At 65.6% G+C, this 17,114-nt stretch carries 20 protein-coding genes and 1 tRNA gene; 7 read left to right on the plus strand and 14 right to left on the minus strand.

The window, feature by feature from the left end:
• Nucleotides 1–106: 106 nt before the first annotated feature.
• Together RB2654_RS10000 and RB2654_RS23835 are read right to left on the minus strand one after the other, a co-directional pair.
• A complete protein-coding gene (locus RB2654_RS10000) occupies nt 107–301 on the minus strand; it encodes a Flp family type IVb pilin (protein WP_008331049.1) in 195 nt (64 codons plus the stop codon).
• A 155-nt stretch (nt 302–456) separates the two neighbouring features.
• Nucleotides 457–669: a hypothetical protein gene (locus RB2654_RS23835; RefSeq protein WP_187432383.1), complete on the minus strand. Its 213-nt coding sequence runs from the start codon at nt 667–669 to the stop codon at nt 457–459.
• On the opposite strand from RB2654_RS23835, the gene RB2654_RS22390 reads away from it, so the two are divergent.
• Both RB2654_RS22390 and RB2654_RS10010 read left to right on the plus strand, forming a co-directional pair.
• Nucleotides 662–1,387 (plus strand): helix-turn-helix transcriptional regulator, encoded by a 726-nt coding sequence (locus RB2654_RS22390; RefSeq protein ID WP_050771951.1) that lies wholly within the window; start codon nt 662–664, stop codon nt 1,385–1,387. The genes RB2654_RS23835 and RB2654_RS22390 overlap by 8 nt on opposite strands.
• Before the next feature lie 42 nt (nt 1,388–1,429).
• Entirely contained in the window at nt 1,430–2,251 is an 822-nt protein-coding gene (locus RB2654_RS10010) for a DUF6635 family protein (protein WP_040885613.1), read from the plus strand.
• A 1-nt stretch (nt 2,252) separates the two neighbouring features.
• Here the strand turns inward: RB2654_RS10010 and RB2654_RS10015 are convergent, their stop codons facing one another.
• Entirely contained in the window at nt 2,253–3,488 is a 1,236-nt protein-coding gene (locus RB2654_RS10015; protein WP_008331055.1) for a lytic murein transglycosylase, read from the minus strand.
• Nucleotides 3,489–3,638: 150 nt separating this feature from the next.
• Here RB2654_RS10015 and ilvD point away from each other — a divergent pair, with 150 nt between their 5' ends.
• Nucleotides 3,639–5,321: a dihydroxy-acid dehydratase gene (gene ilvD, locus RB2654_RS10020; protein WP_008331057.1), complete on the plus strand. Its 1,683-nt coding sequence runs from the start codon at nt 3,639–3,641 to the stop codon at nt 5,319–5,321.
• Between the two features lie 2 nt (nt 5,322–5,323).
• Here ilvD and RB2654_RS10025 read toward each other — a convergent pair whose 3' ends face one another.
• From RB2654_RS10025 to RB2654_RS10040, 4 genes are all read right to left on the minus strand, one after another.
• A complete protein-coding gene (locus RB2654_RS10025) occupies nt 5,324–6,247 on the minus strand; it encodes a PHP domain-containing protein (protein ID WP_008331059.1) in 924 nt (307 codons plus the stop codon).
• Nucleotides 6,248–6,333: 86 nt separating this feature from the next.
• Entirely contained in the window at nt 6,334–7,371 is a 1,038-nt protein-coding gene (locus tag RB2654_RS10030; RefSeq protein WP_008331061.1) for an ABC transporter substrate-binding protein, read from the minus strand.
• A complete protein-coding gene (locus RB2654_RS10035) occupies nt 7,368–8,753 on the minus strand; it encodes a sensor histidine kinase (RefSeq protein WP_008331063.1) in 1,386 nt (461 codons plus the stop codon). Before RB2654_RS10035 ends, RB2654_RS10030 begins: the two co-directional genes overlap by 4 nt.
• Nucleotides 8,746–9,417 carry a response regulator transcription factor gene (locus RB2654_RS10040; RefSeq protein ID WP_040884685.1) on the minus strand — a complete coding sequence of 224 codons (672 nt, stop codon included), beginning with the start codon at nt 9,415–9,417 and terminating at the stop codon, nt 8,746–8,748. Before RB2654_RS10040 ends, RB2654_RS10035 begins: the two co-directional genes overlap by 8 nt.
• Before the next feature lie 168 nt (nt 9,418–9,585).
• Here RB2654_RS10040 and RB2654_RS10045 point away from each other — a divergent pair, with 168 nt between their 5' ends.
• From RB2654_RS10045 to RB2654_RS10060, 4 genes are all read left to right on the plus strand, one after another.
• Entirely contained in the window at nt 9,586–10,566 is a 981-nt protein-coding gene (locus RB2654_RS10045) for a Bug family tripartite tricarboxylate transporter substrate binding protein (RefSeq protein WP_008331068.1), read from the plus strand.
• A gap of 78 nt (nt 10,567–10,644) precedes the next feature.
• Nucleotides 10,645–11,076 (plus strand): tripartite tricarboxylate transporter TctB family protein, encoded by a 432-nt coding sequence (locus tag RB2654_RS10050; protein ID WP_008331075.1) that lies wholly within the window; start codon nt 10,645–10,647, stop codon nt 11,074–11,076.
• A 10-nt stretch (nt 11,077–11,086) separates the two neighbouring features.
• The gene (locus tag RB2654_RS10055) at nt 11,087–12,619 is read left to right on the plus strand and encodes a tripartite tricarboxylate transporter permease (RefSeq protein ID WP_008331076.1); all 1,533 of its coding nucleotides are present in this window, start codon (nt 11,087–11,089) and stop codon (nt 12,617–12,619) included.
• Between the two features lie 326 nt (nt 12,620–12,945).
• Nucleotides 12,946–13,019: transfer RNA gene (locus RB2654_RS10060), tRNA-Gly, on the plus strand.
• A 73-nt stretch (nt 13,020–13,092) separates the two neighbouring features.
• Here RB2654_RS10060 and RB2654_RS10065 read toward each other — a convergent pair.
• The 7 genes from RB2654_RS10065 to RB2654_RS10095 form a co-directional block, all read right to left on the minus strand.
• Nucleotides 13,093–13,314 (minus strand): hypothetical protein, encoded by a 222-nt coding sequence (locus RB2654_RS10065; protein WP_008331077.1) that lies wholly within the window; start codon nt 13,312–13,314, stop codon nt 13,093–13,095.
• 102 nt (nt 13,315–13,416) lie between these two features.
• Entirely contained in the window at nt 13,417–14,052 is a 636-nt protein-coding gene (gene ureG / locus RB2654_RS10070) for an urease accessory protein UreG (RefSeq protein WP_040884687.1), read from the minus strand.
• A complete protein-coding gene (locus RB2654_RS10075; protein ID WP_008331079.1) occupies nt 14,049–14,687 on the minus strand; it encodes an urease accessory protein UreF in 639 nt (212 codons plus the stop codon). The genes ureG and RB2654_RS10075 overlap by 4 nt, the downstream gene beginning before the upstream one ends.
• Nucleotides 14,677–15,177, minus strand: a complete 501-nt coding sequence (locus tag RB2654_RS10080; protein ID WP_008331080.1) for an urease accessory protein UreE — start codon at nt 15,175–15,177, stop codon at nt 14,677–14,679. The genes RB2654_RS10075 and RB2654_RS10080 overlap by 11 nt, the downstream gene beginning before the upstream one ends.
• A complete protein-coding gene (locus RB2654_RS10085; RefSeq protein ID WP_008331089.1) occupies nt 15,174–15,743 on the minus strand; it encodes a hypothetical protein in 570 nt (189 codons plus the stop codon). The genes RB2654_RS10080 and RB2654_RS10085 overlap by 4 nt, the downstream gene beginning before the upstream one ends.
• Nucleotides 15,740–16,402: a hypothetical protein gene (locus RB2654_RS10090; RefSeq protein WP_008331092.1), complete on the minus strand. Its 663-nt coding sequence runs from the start codon at nt 16,400–16,402 to the stop codon at nt 15,740–15,742. The genes RB2654_RS10085 and RB2654_RS10090 overlap by 4 nt, the downstream gene beginning before the upstream one ends.
• The gene (locus RB2654_RS10095; protein WP_008331094.1) at nt 16,399–17,013 is read right to left on the minus strand and encodes a hypothetical protein; all 615 of its coding nucleotides are present in this window, start codon (nt 17,011–17,013) and stop codon (nt 16,399–16,401) included. The genes RB2654_RS10090 and RB2654_RS10095 overlap by 4 nt, the downstream gene beginning before the upstream one ends.
• Between the last annotated feature and the right edge of the window lie 101 nt (nt 17,014–17,114).

The following is a 17,114-nucleotide window of genomic DNA, read 5'->3' on the forward strand; positions in this document are numbered from 1 at the left end:
GCTCGTTTTCACTCGTAAGACTTGCCTTCGCCTTCTGTCCCGGGCGAAGTGCGGGTCACGCGCCGCGCAGACCTGAAACTGCGCGACGCGTGGCGAGGTAATCGTCTCAGCTCGGGGCCGGTGCGTCCGGGAGGGCGCTGGACGCGGCGCCCATCGATTCCGACACGTCGCCCGAGAGGGTGAGGAACGCGCCAGCGCCGATGGTGATGGCGAGGGAGAGGGCGATCCCGTATTCGACGAGGGTGGCGCCGCATTCGTCGCGCTGGAAACGGCCCAGCGCAGCCTTGATAACATTGAACATACTAGCTCCTTGGGGGTTGGACGAAACCGACGCGGCCCGCCTCAATGCCTATAAACGTGTCGGAAAACGGAAATCCGGGCATCATTCAAAGGGATGAGAACTGCAACCTAAGGTTGAACTTCTAGCGCCGAAAGGGTCAGGGCAACCTTACCTTTTCACAGGATCGACACAGTGCTGCCGCCGCGCCGCCACATTTCGCCTCGGAAACTAACCTTTTGTTCAGAAAGGCGGCCCGGATCGTGGTCTTTTGCAAATTGCGAAACCTGAATCCGGGATGTTGAATACCTTAATAATTCCCCACTTTTGGACGCGGTTTTTTGTTGGATGGCGGTGTCGCGACCAGAAACGAAGGGGCACATCATGGTCATGCCGCTGAACCACCGCCGCATCGCAGCAGCGTCACCCACATCGGACCTCGGCTGTTTCGTGCGAGTCGGCCACGTGGCCACGCTCACCCTGTCCGGTCAGGCCGACTTCCGCTCCATGGCCGAAGCGATCGCCGTCGCGACGCGGGCCGACCGTCTGGCGCTCGTCCGGCTTTGCAAGGGCAGCGACCGGGCGGATATGATCGTGGATGTCGGGGGGGTCGACACCCGGAAGCTGAACGACCTCGTCTGGATCGCGGCCGAGGGGGAGGTGGGAAGCCTCAAGACCTATTCGGGCGACTATTTCGAGAAATTCACGGTCCTGCTCGGCAAGAACGACGCATATGCCGACATCCTGTTCATCGCCTGCCCGGACCCTGCGGTGACCGAACTCCTCGGCTCGGAACTCGCCTTTCTCTGGTCCACGCGCAAAAAGGGCCTCGTCTCGCGGCTCATCGGGCAGGAAGACCACCTCGAACCCACATCGGTTTATCCGCTCCTGTCGCCGGAAAATCCCTATGACCTGACACGGGCCGAAGCGCGGATCTGCAAATCTCTGGCCGACGGTCTGAAACCCGCCGAGATCACCGAACGCCTGCATTGCTCCATGCCCACCGTGCGCACGCATCTGCGCAACATCTATGCCAAGACCGGGCTGAACGGGATGCTCGCCGTGGTGCACAAGCTGCACGCCGACATGAACGGCGCGCCCGTCACCTGAGGCACGTTTGCTTTTCCCGGCGCCCCACCCCACTTGATCGGTGTGGACACGTCAGAGACACCTCAACCCCTGCCGCGTGGCGAGATCCGGGCGTTCGTGCGGGAAACCTTCGGGCTTCGCGGCACCCTGCGGCTGCATCGCGCGGCCCTTGGCGGCGATCTGATCCGCGCGCCGCTGAACGTGATCCTCGCGCCCGTGTTCCTGCTGACGCGCCTTGCCGCTTTGCTCGCGCGAGTGATGAAATGGCCTCGCGCCGCAGACTGGCTTGCCACGCGCCGCATCCTGCTTCGCACCCGTGTGGCGACCGAAGTGGCCGCGCGGGTGTCGGCGTTCATTCACGAGCTGGACGGTCACGGCATCGGTCCCGGTGCGCCGGTGGACGAGACGCGCGCGGCGATCGACGCCTATGTCTCGACCCGCAGCGCCGTGGCCGAGATCGTCACACTGATCGTCGTCATCCTATCCGGCTTTCTGCTGTTTCACACCGCGACCCCCGGCCTCGTATCGCTCGCTGGCCCCTTCGCCGATCTGGGGGCCCAGACCATCGCCATCGACCGGTTCCCGCTTGGCCCCGGCATCGGGCGGCTGTGGTACGGCCTGTTCCCGGCGGCGCTGCCGATCTGGATGGTGGTCGCGGTCTTTCTGGCGCTCTCCGTCGCCAGCGCCTTTGTCACGACCTTCGCGGGCCTCGTCGCCGATCCGGTTCAGGTCGCGACCGGAACGCATCGCCGCAGGCTGGAGCGCCTTTTCCGCCGCCTCGCGGACCGTGCCGGGCCGGAAGGGCTTGCGCGCGAGCATGTCGCGGCACGGCTGGGCGATATCGGCGACCTTGCATTCAACCTGATCCGCTTCCTGCGCGGCTGAGTTACGGCACCATCGCGGATTTGAGCGCCTTGCTGGGAAAGCATGTGGCCTCGCGCCCGTTGGCCTCCTGCCAGCGCCCGATGGAGCGGCGCGTCTTGTAGCCCGGCAACCCGTCGACCCCGCCGACGTCGTGCCCCTTCCCTTCCAGCACACGCTGGATGTCGGCGATGTCCGAGCGATACATTCCGCCGACATCGCCCCAATCGCCGCGAAAATCCCCGATGCCATACTGGATACGGTCGCCCACATGCCCCACGAAAAGGGCGTACAGGTCGCTCGTGTTGTAATCCTTGAGCACGTAGAAATTCGGTGTGACGACGAAGGCCGGGCCGAACCGGCCGGCGGGCATCATTAGATAGCCCTCGCCTTTCGCCTCATGTTCGGGAAACGGACGGCCCGAAACACGGGTGATCCCCATATCGGCCCAATCCGCGATGCTGCGCCCCTGATCCGGCCCCTCCAACGTGCAACTGACGGAGGCGGGCACCCTGACCTCGAACCCCCAATCGCGGCCCGCGACCCAGCCGTGGTCGGCCAGATAGGCGGCGATCGAGGCGATGGTGTCGGCCTCAGACCCCCAGATATCGGCCTTGCCGTCGCCGTTCCCATCGGTGCCGTAGCGGGCGAAGTTCGACGGCATGAACTGCGGCTGCCCCAATGCCCCCGCCCAGCTGCTGCGCATCTCACGCGGGTCGAGATGCCCCGCCTCGGCGATTTCCAGAGCGGCGATCAACTCGTCGGTGAAGTAATTCGCGCGCGTGGACATGAAGCCTTTGGTGCCCAGCACTTCGAAGGCGTCATACCGGATCGCGACCCGGCCATAGCCGCTCTCGCGCCCCCAGACGCCAAGAACGATCCGCCCCGGCACGCCTGTCTTTCGTTCGACCGCGTCTAGGGTGGCCGCGTGACGGCGTGCCATGACCTTGCCGACCGAGGTGGCACCGTCCAGCCCGTTCCGGTTGAAGTATTTCGCGGGCGCCCCGAATTCCGCCTGCCGCTGGTTCTGCGGCGTCTCGCGCACCGTTCCCGGGGGCACGAGGTCGGGAAGATCCCAGTTCAGCGTTACCCCGTCGAAAGCCGCATCGAACGTGTCCCGCGACACGCCGTTGGCCTGTGCGCGCGGCCAGACGGTCGTGTCCAGCCAGTCCTGAAACTGGCTTTCCACAGCGTCACGATCCTGCCCTGCGGCGGGTGTGGCGATGAGGGCAGCGAGGATCAGGGCATGTAGCCAGCGCATGAAACGAACGTCCAAAGGTCGCCCCGACCCTAGGGCCAATCCCGCGCGGCACCAAGGCGGGGGTTCCGCCATCGGCTGAAAACCCCGCCACGTCTCTTTCCGCCGCCCCGGTCTTCGGTCACAGTGCCGCCGAGGACAGGGAGGACCGACATGACCAAACGCGACACGCTCATCTCACGCACCATCGTGGAGGGGCTCGACCGTGCGCCCCACCGCGCCTTCCTGCGCGCGATGGGGCACGACGACACGGCACTGGCCAGCCCGTTCGTCGGCATCGCACATACCGCGAGCGAGGTGACGCCCTGCACCATGTCGCTCCCGCCGCAGATCCAGTCGGCCAAGTTAGGCATCACCCGCGAAGGAATGACCCCGTTCGAATTCGGCACGATCACCGTGGCCGACAGCATGTCGATGAACCATCGCGGGATGCGCTTTTCGCTCGTCTCGCGTGAGATCATCGCGGACAGCATCGACGCAGTGGTGCGCGGCCATGCCTATGACGGGCTGATGACCTTCGCCTCCTGCGACAAGACGCTGCCGGGCATGTTGATGGCCATCGCGCGCATCAACCGCCCTTCGGTCTTTCTGTATGGCGGGGCCGCGCTGCCGACGCCGTGGAACGGGCAGGACATCGGGGTGGTCGACGTCTACGAAGGCGTGGGGCGCGTCTATGAGGGGACATCGAGCGAGGAAGAGCTCGACGCGATGGAACGGGTGGGCGTGCCCACTGTCGGCTCCTGCGCCGGGCAGTTCACGGCCAACACCATGGCGCTCGTGGCCGAGGTTCTGGGCTTGGCCCCCCTCGGTGTCGCCTACCTTCCCGCCGTCTATTCCGAACGGCAGGCACTGGTGAAACGCGCGGCGGGTCTGTTGCGCCGCGCGGTGGACGAGAACGGCCCGCTGCCCTCGGACCTCATCACGCGCGAGTCGCTGGAAAACGCCGTGGTCGCTGTGGGCGCGACGGGCGGGTCGACCAATGCCCTCCTGCACCTGCCCGCAATCGCGAACGAGGTCGGGATCAGCTTCACGCTGGACGACATCGCGAAGGTGCTTGAGGACGTGCCGCTGGTCGCCGACCTGAAACCCGGCGGCGCCTACTGGGCGCGCGACATGCACCACGTGGGCAGCACCCCGGCGCTCCTGCGCGTGTTGAAGGGGGCGGGCGTGCTGCACACGGACACGCCGAGTGTCGAGGGCCGGACGCTGGGTGAACTGGCCGACACCGGACCTGAAGCGGACGGCAAGGTGATCCGAGCCGTGGGCAATCCGGTCACGCCGACCTCAGGCGTGGTGGTGCTCAAGGGGTCGCTCGCCCCCGAAGGGGCGGTGCTCAAGGTCGCGGGTCTCAAGCACACAGTTCACGAAGGCCCCGCGCGGGTGTTCGAGTGCGAGGAGGATGCCGTGGCCGCCGTGCGCAAGCGCGAATACGAGGCGGGCGACGTGATTGTGATCCGCAACGAAGGCCCCAAGGGCGGGCCGGGGATGCGCGAGATGCTGGGCGTCACCGCGCTCCTCTACGGTCAGGGCATGGGCGAGAAGGTCGCGCTCATCACCGACGGCCGCTTCTCAGGCGCGACGCGGGGTCTGTGCATCGGTCACGTCGGGCCCGAGGCGGCGGCGGGTGGTCCCATCGGCCTGATCCGCACCGGCGACATCATCCAGATCGACGCGGGCAAACGGGAGTTGAACGTCAAACTATCGACAGACGAGCTTGCCCGGCGCACCCGCCCCCCGGTGCCCGAGGGGCTGGAACCCGAAACGGCGACCCTGCGCAAATACGCGGCTCTCGTCGGCCCCGCGCATCTGGGCGCGACCACGCACCGGAACACCTAGGCTCAGGGGCGCGGGAACGGATTGCTCCACGCCTGCTTTCCCGCCGCATCCACCACGGTCACGCGCAACCAATCGCTGTCGTAGAACCGCATGAGCGGCACTTCGGTCCGCGTCATCGACGTGCCGTGGACCGCTGCCGTGCCCTGCCCCCGACCCTGTACGATGATCGACACCGCGGCGGTGGTTTCCACGGTCACCGCGCTTTTCGTCACGTCGATGCCCCGGATTTCCGGGCCTTGAGAGGCGTAGAACTCCCCCCGCTTCAGCGCCGCCAACAGCAGATCCGGATCGTTCGCTTCGGCCTTCACCATGACCCAGCCTCCGAAGTGGTCCGGTTCGGTGAAATGGGCATCGTCCGTCGCGATGATCGTCAGGTCGCGCCCCTCCGACAGAAGCAGGTCCAGCACATGCCCGCCGCCGCCGCGCGCCGCCCCGGCTTCGCACCCGTGGTTATAGATCTCGACCGCATGGGCCGCGTCGATCGACCGGGCATCCGCCAGCGTCAGCCCCGACCAGTGCGGATGCGCGATGGCGATGAAAGCCCCGGCATCGCGCGCACGCCGGGCGATCTCGGGCCCGGTCTCCTGCGCGTCGACGGCAAGGAAACCGGGCGAGTTCGAGGGCGCGAAATCGGCGGGCAACCCAACGGCGAGGATGTGCCACAGATCCCCATTCTCCATCGCGCCGGAATGCAGCTCGGCCCCCAGAAGCGTGGTGAAGGCGTTGTTGCGATACGGCGGCGTATCCGCGATTGGATAGTCGAACATGCCGACGAAATGATCGGTGAGCGCGATGAAATCATAGCCCTCGGCCTGATAGCGTCGGCACACCTCGCCGGGGTCGAGCGCCCCGTCGGACAAGTTGGAATGGGTGTGCAGGTTCCCGCGCCAGAACCGTCCGGGCGCCGTGAATGCGGTCAGCGACATCGTGCTCTCCTTGTTGCCGGAACGCTATCGCAATCACGGCGCGGTTTTGAACCCGTTTGTCGCCATCGCCCGCCCGGCGTCATGCGTCAGGGCACGGGTGCGGCGGAAAACGCGTCGGTCCAGCGTTCGAGGAATTGCCGCTCTGTGCTGCCGTCCAGGGCCACGAGGAGCGGCGGCGCAAGCGGGATGGACCGGCGCGCGCTTTGCACCGTGCGCAACTCGTCGGGGTCGGTCGCATACAGCAGGCCGACCGAAGCGAGCATCGCCTGCCCCCGCTCGGACAGAAGGAAGTCGAGGAACTGTTCGGCCGCCATGGGGTTTCGCGCCTTGGCGGGGATCATGTAGGCGCGCGACAGAAAGAGGGTGTAGTCCTCCGGCAGGATCACACCCACGTTCGCGGGGGCCGCGTTGCGCACGTATGATCCGAGGACGTTGTAGGCGAACAGGTATTCGCCGGTCGAAACGCCCTCGATGATCTCGGTCGAACAGCAGGTCGCGATCGCATCGGACCGTGCCAGACCTTCCAGCAGCGACCCGAAAGTGGTCGCTTCGAGACTGTCGATATAGGCGAACAGGTATCCCAGCCCGGATGCCTCGATGTCGTAGGTCGCGATGCGCGCCCGGAACGTCACGGGGTCGTCGCGCATGAGATCGAGCAGGTCGAAACGCGATTGCGGAACATCCTCAGGCGCAATCCGGTCGGTGTTGTAGATCATGACCGCAGGTTCCTGCGTCACGCCCCAAACCTCGTCGCGCCACCGTCGCGTATCGGGAAGGGCCCGCGTGCGGTCGGACACGAAGGGCCGGGCGCAGGCGCGGTTGACCAGCGAGACCATCAGATGAACGGCGGACGAGAACACCGCATCCGCCGGGGTCGTCTCGCCGTCGCAGGCGGACGACGCATTGGCGTGCAGGGGGTTCGAGCCCCATTGTTCATAAGTGATCGCAAGGTCCGGGTGGTCGGCGGCGAAGGCGGTCAGGGCGGGTTCCAGAATGGCGATGTCGGTCGTCGACCGGATGACGAACGGCGTCGCCCCGGTGCCGAATGTCGCCACGTCTTCCTGTGCGAATGCCGCCGTGGCCGAAACCGCGACCGCCAGCAGAGCTTGTATCAGGCGCGTCACGAAGCACCCCCTTTGACCATGGGAAGGGCGAAGCCGATCCGGAAACGTCCGTTCGCCTGCGACACGACGATCTCGCCATCGAAAGCGTCGGTCACGGCGGTCACGATGGACAGGCCAAGCCCGCCGCTGTCCTCGCGCGAGGCGGCGGAGCGTTGAAACCGTTCGCCAGTGCGGGCGAGCAGACCGGGTGACATGCCCGGCCCCGCATCCTCGATCCACAGAACCGCGCGCCCCTTATCCTCGCTCACGCCGATCCGCACGGGCGGCGCGCCATGTTTGAGCGCGTTGGTCAGCAGGTTCTTTCCGGCCTGAACCAGCGAAAACTCGTCGCCCAGAACCATGACCGGGTCTTCCCCGATCACCAGTTCCACCTCGACGTCAGGCGCCAGCACCTCGTGGTCGCGGGTCTCGACGATCTCAAGCGCGATCTGGCGCAGGTCGATTTTTTCGCGCGCGACCGAGTCGGTGCGATGGACGACCAGAGCGCGCGACAGCATCTGATCGAGAAGCGTGCCCAAGGACCGCGTGCGCCGCGCGAGGCGTTCGAGACGTTTGTCGCGTTCCCCCGGATCGCTTTCTTCGATTGCCGTCTCGGCCTGTGCGCGGATCGCGGCGACGGGCGTGCGAAGCTGGTGGGCCGTGTCCGAAATAAGTGACTGCATCGCCGTGAACTGCCGATCCAGCCGCCCCATGAAGCGGTTCATGGCGGTGACGATGACGGCGATCTCGCGCGGAACGTCCTCGACCGAGACCGGCGTCAGGTCATAAGGGTCGCGCCCCGCCATATCCTCGGCGATCCGGTCGAGCGGCCGGACCGCGCCGCGCACCACGATGACCGAGATCAGGATCAGCGCGGCCCCCGCGATGGCAATGGGAACGAGAGCATTCAGCATCAGGTCGATGGCAAGCGCCCGCCGCGCGATCATGGTCTGCCCCACGGTCACCCGGACATTGCCCGAAAAGTCGCGCTCGGCGAAGCGACGGACGACATCGACGAAGCGCGCATCCTCGCCCTGCATCGACCCGTCGAAGAAGATCGCCTCGCGCAGCCGTTCGCGCGTCGGGGACGGCGTGTCACTCAGCCCCGTAATCAGTCCGTCGTCCGGTCCGCGCACGGCATAGGTCACGCGATCGTCCGGGGCCTGCGCCAGAAGCTCGAAGGCCGAGGTGGGCAGGTTAAGCGTCGGCGCCCCGTCGGCGATCCGAATGGACTCCGCGATGTCGTTCGCGGCACCCAGAAGCAGACGATCATAAGCCTCCCACGATGCGGATCGTCCGTTGAACCATGCCGACAGGGCCACGATCACGGCGCCGATGCCAAGGATCAGGACCACCCCTGTCAGAAGCCGGGCCAGAAGGCTGGGGGCCGAACCGTCAGCCACGGTCGACGATCCTGTAGCCGACACCGCGTTGCGTCTCGATCCCCACGCTGCTGCCCGCAAGACGCTTGCGCAGCCTCGCGATGTAAAGCTCGATGGCATTCAGCCCGACATCCGCATCGTCGAAGGCGAAGAGCCCGTCGTAAAGCCGTTCCTTCGACAGGTATTGCTCGGGGAAACGGACGAGCAGTTCCAGCAACGCCGCCTCGCGCCGGGTCAGGGTCACTTTCTCGCCGTCGAGAGTCGCGCTCATTTGTGACGGCGAATAGCTAAGGGCCCCAAGCTGGATGGTGTCGCTTTTCTGCGCCGCCTCGCGCCGCACCAGCGCCCGTAGCCGCGCCTCCAGCTCGCGCTGATCAAAGGGTTTCACGAGATAGTCGTCGGCCCGGAGGTCGAGCGCATCGACCCGATTATCCACCGACACCAGCGCGGTCAGCATCAGGACCGGCGTCCGATTCCCGCCGGTGCGCAGACGGCGCAAAAGGTCGGTCCCGCTGCCGTCCGGCAGGTTGATGTCCAGCACCAGCGCGTCATACCGCTGGACCGCCAGATGATCTTCGGCCTCGGTCACGGTGGCCGCCAGATCGCAGGCGATTCCCACGCGCGCGAACCGGGCCGACACGGTTTCGGCCAGATCGGTCGCGTCTTCGACCATCAGAACGCGCATCTCGGGGGTCCTTTCGTGCCATGCGTCCGGCGCATGACAGGTTTGTGACAGGTTCAACCGTTACTGCCCAGTTAACCCGACGGGAGCGGTGGTGCAAAGCCGTGTCCCGGCCGGGGAGGAGACCGGCGTGCCGCTTGGGAGTGCGGGCGCCGAAATTGGAGGACACTCATGACCATCAAACTCACCCTCGCCGCCCTCATGCTGGGCGCATCCACCTTCGGCGCCGTCGCGCAGGACTTCACCCCCGAGAACCCGGAGTGCATCGCACCCGCCAACCCCGGCGGTGGCTGGGACTTCACCTGCCGTCAGGTGGGCAAGTCGCTTCAGGATCAGGGCCTGATCGAAAAGACCATGCAGGTCGTCAACCTCGCCGGTGGCGGCGGCGGTGTCGCCTTTGCCGAAGTGGTGAACAAGCGCAGCGATGACAACGACCTGATCGTCGCGGCATCGAGCGCGACCGCGACCCGTCTGGCGCAGGGGGCATTCCCCGGCAACACGATGGATCAGGTCCGCTGGCTCGCCTCGATCGGCGCGGATTATGGCGTGATCGCCGTGGCGGCCGACAGCGACGTGAACACGCTGCCCGAGCTGCTGGACATGGTGAAGAACGATCCGACCTCGGTGTCGGTCGCGGGCGGTTCGGCCGTGGGTGGCTGGGACCACCTCAAGGTGCTGATCGCGGCCAATGCCTATGGCATCGAGGACGTGCGTTCGGTGAAATACATCGCCTTCGACGGCGGCGGCGAGGCTGTCACGCAGCTTCTGGCCGGTTCCGTTCAGGCCTTCACCGGCGATATTTCGGAAGCCAAGGGGTTCGTCGATTCCGGTGACATCAAGGTCATCGCGGTTCTCTCGCCCGAGCGTCTGGAGGGCGAATTCGCCGACTTCCCGACCGCGAAGGAGCAGGGCATCGACGCGATCGGCGCGAACTGGCGCGGGTTCTACGCGCCGGGCGGCATGTCCGACGAAGCCTATGACACTTGGGTGTCGAAAATCGCCGATCTCTATGCCTCGGACGAGTGGAAAGAGATCATGGCGGCCAACGGCCTCGCCCCGCTCAGCCTGCAAGGTGCCGAGTTCCAGGAATTCGTCGCGAATTCGGTCCAGCAGATTCAGGACATCTCGAAGGAAATCGGGATCATCAAGTAACCCGACCACCACTCACACACACCGGGGCGGCGGCCATGTCGCCGCCCTTTCCGCAATCTCTGCCGCAAGGAGAGCGCCATGAGCGATCGCATATTCGGTGCCGTCGGCCTGCTGTTGGCCATCGGCTTCGCCGTCGCCGCCTGGAACATCGAGGAAAGCTTCCTCTCGGACGCCGTCGGGCCGAGTGGCTTCCCCCTCATCGTCGCCGTCGTGCTGGGCCTGTCCAGCATCGTCATCGCGATCAAACCCGACGCCGCCCCGCATTGGCCCGGCCTCGGCCGCCTCGCCGAACTGCTCGCCGCCGTCGTGATGATGGTGCTGTATGCCGAGCTTCTGCCGGTCGTGGGCTTCGTCATCGCCACCGCCGTCGCAGCCGCCTACCTGAGCTGGCGATTGGGGTCCGGCATCGTCGGTGCCGTCCTGACCGGGGTCGGTTCCTCCGTGGGGATTTACGTGATCTTCCACCTCATCTTCGGCCTGTCGCTCGCGCGCGGCCCGCTCGGCTTCTGAGGAGGCTCACGTGGAAACTTTCGCAAACCTCGCCGATGGTTTCGCCATCGCTTTGACGTGGAACAACCTGTGGCTCGCGCTGCTGGGCTGTTTCCTCGGCACCATCATGGGCGCGCTGCCCGGCCTTGGTCCGTCGAACGGCGTCGCCATCTTGATCCCGCTCGCCTTTACCATGGGCCTTGGCGCGACGCCGTCGCTGATCCTGCTGACATCAGTCTACTACGGCGCGATGTATGGCGGGCGAATATCGTCGATCCTGCTCAATATTCCCGGCGATGAACCCGCCATGATGACCTGTCTCGACGGGTACCCGATGGCGAAGAAGGGGCTCGCGGGCGAGGCGCTGTCGCTCTCCGGCATCGCATCCTTCGTCGGTGCGTTTCTTGCCACCTGGGGGCTCATCCTGCTGGCCCCGCAACTCGTCAAGATCGCGCTTCTGTTCGGCCCTGCCGAATATTTCGCGCTCTTCGCGCTCGCGTTCATGACGCTGGGCGGCGTGTCCTCCACCAATCAGGCGAAATCGGCCTTCGCCGCCGCGCTGGGTCTGGGTCTCGCCACGATCGGCGTCGACACGCAGACCGGCGTGCCTCGGTTCACCTTCGGCGAAGTGCACCTTTACGACGGCCTCGACTTCCTCGTCGCAATCGTCGGTCTGTTCGCCCTGTCCGAGGTGTTCATTTTCCTCGAAGAGCGCCACGGCAACTCCGAAGCGGACGCGAAAAAGCTGACCATCGGACGGCTCTATCCGCCGGTTTCGATGATTAAACAGACGACGCCGACCATGCTGCGCACCTCGGTGCTGGGCTTCATCGCGGGCGTTCTGCCCGGTGCGGGGGCCTCGCTCGGCTCGTTCATCAGCTATTCGTTCGAGAAGCGGCTGGTGGACAAGGAAGGCACCTTCGGCACGGGCGACCCGCGTGGCGTGGCCGCGCCCGAGGCGGGCAATAACGCCGCCGCCGGGGGTGCGCTGGTACCGATGCTGGCGCTGGGTGTGCCGGGGTCCGGCACCACGGCGGTTCTGCTCGCCGTGCTCTTGTCGCTGAACATCACCCCCGGCCCGCTGCTGTTCACGCAGAACCCGGATGTGGTCTGGGGCCTGATCGCGGCGCTGTTCATCGCGAACTTCATGCTGCTGGCGCTGAACATCCCGATGGTGGGTCTGTTCACCCGCGTCCTGCTGATCCCGCCCCGTATCCTGATGCCGATCGTCGCGATGGTCAGCTTCGTCGGGATCTACGGCATCTCGGGCTCGTCCTTCGACCTCTTGGTGATGATCGGCTTCGGCGTGATGGGCTGGGTGCTTCGCAAGTTCGACGTGCCGCTGGTGCCGATCATTCTGGGCACGCTTCTGGGCAACGCGATGGAGAACAACCTGCGCCGCGCGATCACCATCGACAACGGCAACTGGTGGACGCTGATCGACAGCCCGCTGACGATCATCCTGTGGTCCATCGCTATCGTCGGCTTCATCCTGCCCGTCATCGTCGGGCGACGCGTGAAAGCCAAGATGCGCCGCGACGAAGAAGGCGCGCTTCAGGACTGACGAGATCGAGGGCGGCATTCAGGTGCCGCCCTTTTCGCATCCATGCCGGGCGGGGCGCGGAGTTTTTCGGTTGGGCAGCGTCAGCGATGCCCGACATTTTTCGCGAAGGCGACGGGCGGTTGTCCTCGAGTTGTTCGAAGAGCCGTAAACGCCCACCGCATTCGACGAACTGAGAGGTATGCCTGACGCCCGATATCCCTGACGCTAGAAGTAGGCCGCAACTCCGCGTCGACATGCTTCGCAGACGCATCAGTGGAAAGCCCTCAGGCCAGCACCGTCTCGATCTTGACCCCGGAAATACGATGCCATAGGTACGCAGTCACCGAGCGGGCGTTGTGTAATGGTAAGACCTCAGCCTTCCAAGCTGATGATACGGGTTCGATTCCCGTCGCCCGCTCCACCGATCCGCAGGTCTCCAGACACAAAAAAGCCGGGCACCCGGCCCGGCGATTTCGTCACGCTCTGATCCTCGATCAGAGGTAGTAGGTGTCCGCGAAAACGTGGCGGACGATGCCGTCGCGGGTGAGGCCGCGTTCGGCGAGCTCGGCGTCCGACAGCGACTCGAACGCGGCGATTTCAGCTTGGCGCGAGCGGGCTTCGACATAGGCGGCACCGAAGGATTTCAGACCGTTCAGAACACGGGCGAAGACCGGGTGCGAAGCGGCGAAGTCGGAGTTGGTTGCGGTATAGGCCATCTTGGGAACCTCAGATCAGATTGTGTTGCTCAGGGTTTCCCCCCTTGCCGATCTAATTAGGTCACACAGGCTGCCACGAACACCGACAATGCGGCAATGCCGCTATGCAGCATTTGCAGAGCCGGCCGGGGCGAGGCTCAATCCCCCAATATTTACAATGTGTTCCACGATGTCGGAGACACCCTCACCGTGCCGCAATGCAGAAAAAACGAAGGGTTTCCCGGCCCGCATCCGGGTCGCGTCACGCTCCATCACCCCCAGATCGGCCCCCACATAGGGCGCCAGATCGCGTTTGTTGATGACCAGAAGGTCGCTTCGCGTGATCGCGGGGCCGCCTTTGCGCGGGATCTCCTCCCCCGCCGCCACGTCGATGACGTAAAGCGTGATGTCGGCCAGTTCCGGGCTGAAGGTGGCCGACAGGTTGTCGCCGCCGCTTTCGATCAGGATCAGGTCCAGATCGGGGTGACGGGCGTTCAGATCGGCCACGGCGGCGAGGTTGATCGACGCATCCTCCCGGATCGCCGTATGCGGGCAGCCGCCGGTTTCGACGCCGACGACGCGGTCGGCGGGCAGGATCTGCATCCGCATCAGCGCCTCGGCGTCCTCCTGCGTGTAGATGTCGTTGGTGATGACCGCCATCGAACAGCGGTCTTTCAGCGCCTTGGCCAGTTCGGCGGTCAGGGTGGTCTTGCCAGCCCCCACCGGGCCACCGATGCCTACTCTCAGGGGTCCATTCATGTGCGGAAAATCCTCGAGCGTTGGGTTTCGTGTTTCATCGCCGCGATGTCGGACAGGAACGAGGACGAGGCGATATGCGTCAACTCCCCGTCCGCCGCTTCCCGCGCGGTCTCTTCGCAGATCGGTGACAGCGTGCGGATCACGCGTTGCGCCTCGGTCTGGCCGATCGGGCCAAGCCGCTGCGCCGCCGAGACCAGGTTCGAGACGAACGCCTGAAGGTAAAGCGTGAGCGACAGCTCCAGCGGCAGCCCCTCGATCGCCACCGCACGGCCCAGCGCCACCGGATATGTCAGGCCGGCGAGGTCGGCGTCCCACACATGGCCCACGACGTCGCAGAACGCCCGCCCCTGCGCCTCGGCCTCGAGCAGCCGTTCGCGGCAGGGCGCGAAGGCCCGCGCCGCCCGGTCCACCTCGGCCAGCGGCACCCGGGCGTGATAGGCGGCGGCCACGAAATGCGCGTCAGCATGGGCCGAGCCGAGCGTCAGCAGGTCGGTGAGCCACGTTTCCAGATCGGCGGAGGTCTTGATCCACCCCGCCTCGAACGCGGCCTCCAGTCCATGCGAATAGGTAAAAGCCCCGACCGGAAAGGCGGGCGAAAGCCATTGGGTCAGCGTGAGAACCGCGTCAGTGCGCATGGCTGTGATCTCCGTGGTCGTGGTCGTGGCCTTCGGGGCCGTGGGTATGCGAATGGTCGTGCCCGTGGGTGCGACCGTGACCATAGGCTCCGCCTTCGGGGGTGAAGGGTGCAACCACTTCGCGCACCGAAGCGCCAAGCCGCGTCAGCATGTCCCGCATGACGTGGTCGCGTTGGATGAAAATTGCGGCAGATGCCAATTGTGCAGGCGTATGGCGATTGCCGATGTGCCAGGCGAGCCGCACCATGTCGTCGCCCGTCACCTCGTAAAGGTCTTCCTCCGCCGGCACGACGCCCACGCTGCGCCCGTCCTCCAGCACGAAGGCGTCATGCACCCCGACGCTCGTCGTCTGGGCCAGATCGACGAGGAACCGCTCGCCCGTCTCGGTGGTCAGAACCCTGCGCCTCAGGAACCGCTCGTCATAGGTCAGCACCACCCGTGCGTCGGTGTGGTGGAGGTTTTTCACGGCTCGGGCGGCAGGCAAGTTCATCTCAACCCCATAACGGTGTCGTAACGGTAATCGGTCTTGGCCCCGTCCGGCGCGATGCTCTCGGCAAGGTAGGACAGGCCGTATTCCGGCAGGTAGTGATAGATTTCGCGCTCCTGCCCGTAAGACAACGCGACCGGGATCATCGCGAAGGCGCAGGTGCCGATGGTCAAGACGGATGCTGGCCCGAAGGTATAGGTCTCGGTCGACTTGAACCGGTCGGTGCCGTCGAACCCTTCGACCGTCAGGGTGAGGGCGCCATCGGGAAACGGTTCCGGCAGGTTGTCGAGCGCGGTCGGATAAGAATACCGCGTCTCGTTCTCCGCCTTGCCGTCGACCAGATCGAAGATCCGGGTCAGGTACATGCCCTTGGCCAGCACGGCGCGCACCGTCGGCTTCGTCTCGCTTTCGACCGTGGATTCGACCGAGCCGTCGGCATAGCGAACGAAGGTCTCGACATCCCCGGTCGAGGCCGAAAACCGAACGCCGTTCCCGGCCATGTCCGAAGGGCGCGGGCAATCGGCCAGCGCGGGGCCGGCGAGCAGGGTCAATGCAAGGAACAGTCTCATCGCGCCTGCACCCCCGTGATCCCATAGGTTCGCTGCACGCCCGAGGCCAGTTCCGTCCACTGGGTCTGAACCGCCATGTCGAGGTCGATGAAATAAACGTAACGGTCGAGGAAGGCCGTTTGCCCGTCCCGATGCTCGGCGGTGATGCCCATCACGCGGTAGTCGCAACCGCTCACCCGCGCGCTCTTTTCTTCGAGGAAGGTGTAGGTGACCTGCCAGCGCGTGCGCCCCCGCTGATCGTCCAGACCGTTGGACGAGGACGACACCTCGGTCACGGCCCGTGTCGCTCGGGTGAGCGGGTCGAGCCGGGGCCGCGCACCGCTCATCCGCCAGTCCGACGACCACGTCGTGTTGAAGTCGAGCGGCGCCTGCCCCGTTAGGGCGACCGCCGTGGTCGACCCGCTTTCCCGGATCGGAAACGGCCCGTCGCGCAGAATGTCGGTGTAACGATCCACCGCGAACCCATCCGTCGTGTCGGGGTCGAAACGTCGCGTGAATTGATAGCGCGTCCCCTGCCCCGTGCGCGTCACGGTGGTCGGCCCGGTGGCCTGACGGGTCACGACGACCCCCCGGTCGAGGTTCGCGGCCGTCAGGCACGCCGCCGCACCCGGCCCCGCGAGCCCCGCGACACCGGCGGCAAGGATCGCCGCGCCCCTCATTTCGTCACCATCTTGGTGATGCCGTAGCGGGCGGTGCGTCCGGTCTGGTTGTCCGTGTATTGCGTCAGCAGGCCATACCCCAGTTCAGGGAAATAGGCGTAACGGTCGGTCCAGTCGCGCCCTTCGCCCTGAAACCGCGCCGTCACGCCCATGACCGCGTAGGTGCAGCCCGACAGCGTGGCCTGCCGCATTTCTTCGAACACGTAACGCACGGTGTAGCGGTAATTCTCCTTGAACGCGCCCGACTGATCGCTCCCCGTCGCCTTGACGTTGAGGGTCGAGGTCCAGACCCGCCCCGACTGCGGCTTGGGCGGATTGCCCCCGAAGCTGTATTTCGAGGTCTGCTCGAACCACGCCCCGATCACGTTCTCGGGCGCATCCGAGAAATGGCCCTGCACCGGAAAGATGCCATAGCGAGCGACCACCGCATCGCCCCGGCCATAATTCACCTGCACGTATTGCCCGTTCGGTTGCGCGGCCCCCTGCCCCTTGATCTCGCGGGTGAACGCGATGCCTCGAGCAAGGTCACCGGGCGCGACACAGGCGGCATTGGCGGAAAGCGGGAGGGCGGCGGCGAGGGCCGTCGTCAGGGCGCAAAGGCGGAAAGGCATGGCGGAAATCCTCGGTTCAAAATGGGTAATTCCCATTCTGACCGGCATTTGTCCGATTCCGGCAAGCCCCCGTTTGGAGTATATGGACGCAACCGCCCCCA

This window comes from Maritimibacter alkaliphilus HTCC2654 (assembly GCF_000152805.1).
Taxonomy (GTDB): domain Bacteria; phylum Pseudomonadota; class Alphaproteobacteria; order Rhodobacterales; family Rhodobacteraceae; genus Maritimibacter; species Maritimibacter alkaliphilus.

What these genes read in the sequence shown, in the direction of transcription:
- RB2654_RS10065 (WP_008331077.1), bottom strand. Translation starts at nt 13,314, where the DNA reads ATGGCCTATACCGCAACCAACTCCGACTTCGCCGCTTCGCACCCGGTC.
- RB2654_RS23835 (WP_187432383.1), bottom strand. Translation starts at nt 669, where the DNA reads ATGACCATGATGTGCCCCTTCGTTTCTGGTCGCGACACCGCCATCCAA.
- RB2654_RS10025 (WP_008331059.1), bottom strand. Translation starts at nt 6,247, where the DNA reads ATGTCGCTGACCGCATTCACGGCGCCCGGACGGTTCTGGCGCGGGAAC.
- RB2654_RS10045 (WP_008331068.1), top strand. Translation starts at nt 9,586, where the DNA reads ATGACCATCAAACTCACCCTCGCCGCCCTCATGCTGGGCGCATCCACC.
- RB2654_RS10090 (WP_008331092.1), bottom strand. Translation starts at nt 16,402, where the DNA reads ATGAGGGGCGCGGCGATCCTTGCCGCCGGTGTCGCGGGGCTCGCGGGG.
- RB2654_RS10095 (WP_008331094.1), bottom strand. Translation starts at nt 17,013, where the DNA reads ATGCCTTTCCGCCTTTGCGCCCTGACGACGGCCCTCGCCGCCGCCCTC.
- RB2654_RS10050 (WP_008331075.1), top strand. Translation starts at nt 10,645, where the DNA reads ATGAGCGATCGCATATTCGGTGCCGTCGGCCTGCTGTTGGCCATCGGC.
- RB2654_RS10085 (WP_008331089.1), bottom strand. Translation starts at nt 15,743, where the DNA reads ATGAGACTGTTCCTTGCATTGACCCTGCTCGCCGGCCCCGCGCTGGCC.
- ilvD (WP_008331057.1), top strand. Translation starts at nt 3,639, where the DNA reads ATGACCAAACGCGACACGCTCATCTCACGCACCATCGTGGAGGGGCTC.
- RB2654_RS10075 (WP_008331079.1), bottom strand. Translation starts at nt 14,687, where the DNA reads ATGCGCACTGACGCGGTTCTCACGCTGACCCAATGGCTTTCGCCCGCC.
- RB2654_RS10015 (WP_008331055.1), bottom strand. Translation starts at nt 3,488, where the DNA reads ATGCGCTGGCTACATGCCCTGATCCTCGCTGCCCTCATCGCCACACCC.
- RB2654_RS10000 (WP_008331049.1), bottom strand. Translation starts at nt 301, where the DNA reads ATGTTCAATGTTATCAAGGCTGCGCTGGGCCGTTTCCAGCGCGACGAA.
- ureG (WP_040884687.1), bottom strand. Translation starts at nt 14,052, where the DNA reads ATGAATGGACCCCTGAGAGTAGGCATCGGTGGCCCGGTGGGGGCTGGC.
- RB2654_RS10040 (WP_040884685.1), bottom strand. Translation starts at nt 9,417, where the DNA reads ATGCGCGTTCTGATGGTCGAAGACGCGACCGATCTGGCCGAAACCGTG.
- RB2654_RS10080 (WP_008331080.1), bottom strand. Translation starts at nt 15,177, where the DNA reads ATGAACTTGCCTGCCGCCCGAGCCGTGAAAAACCTCCACCACACCGAC.
- RB2654_RS22390 (WP_050771951.1), top strand. Translation starts at nt 662, where the DNA reads ATGGTCATGCCGCTGAACCACCGCCGCATCGCAGCAGCGTCACCCACA.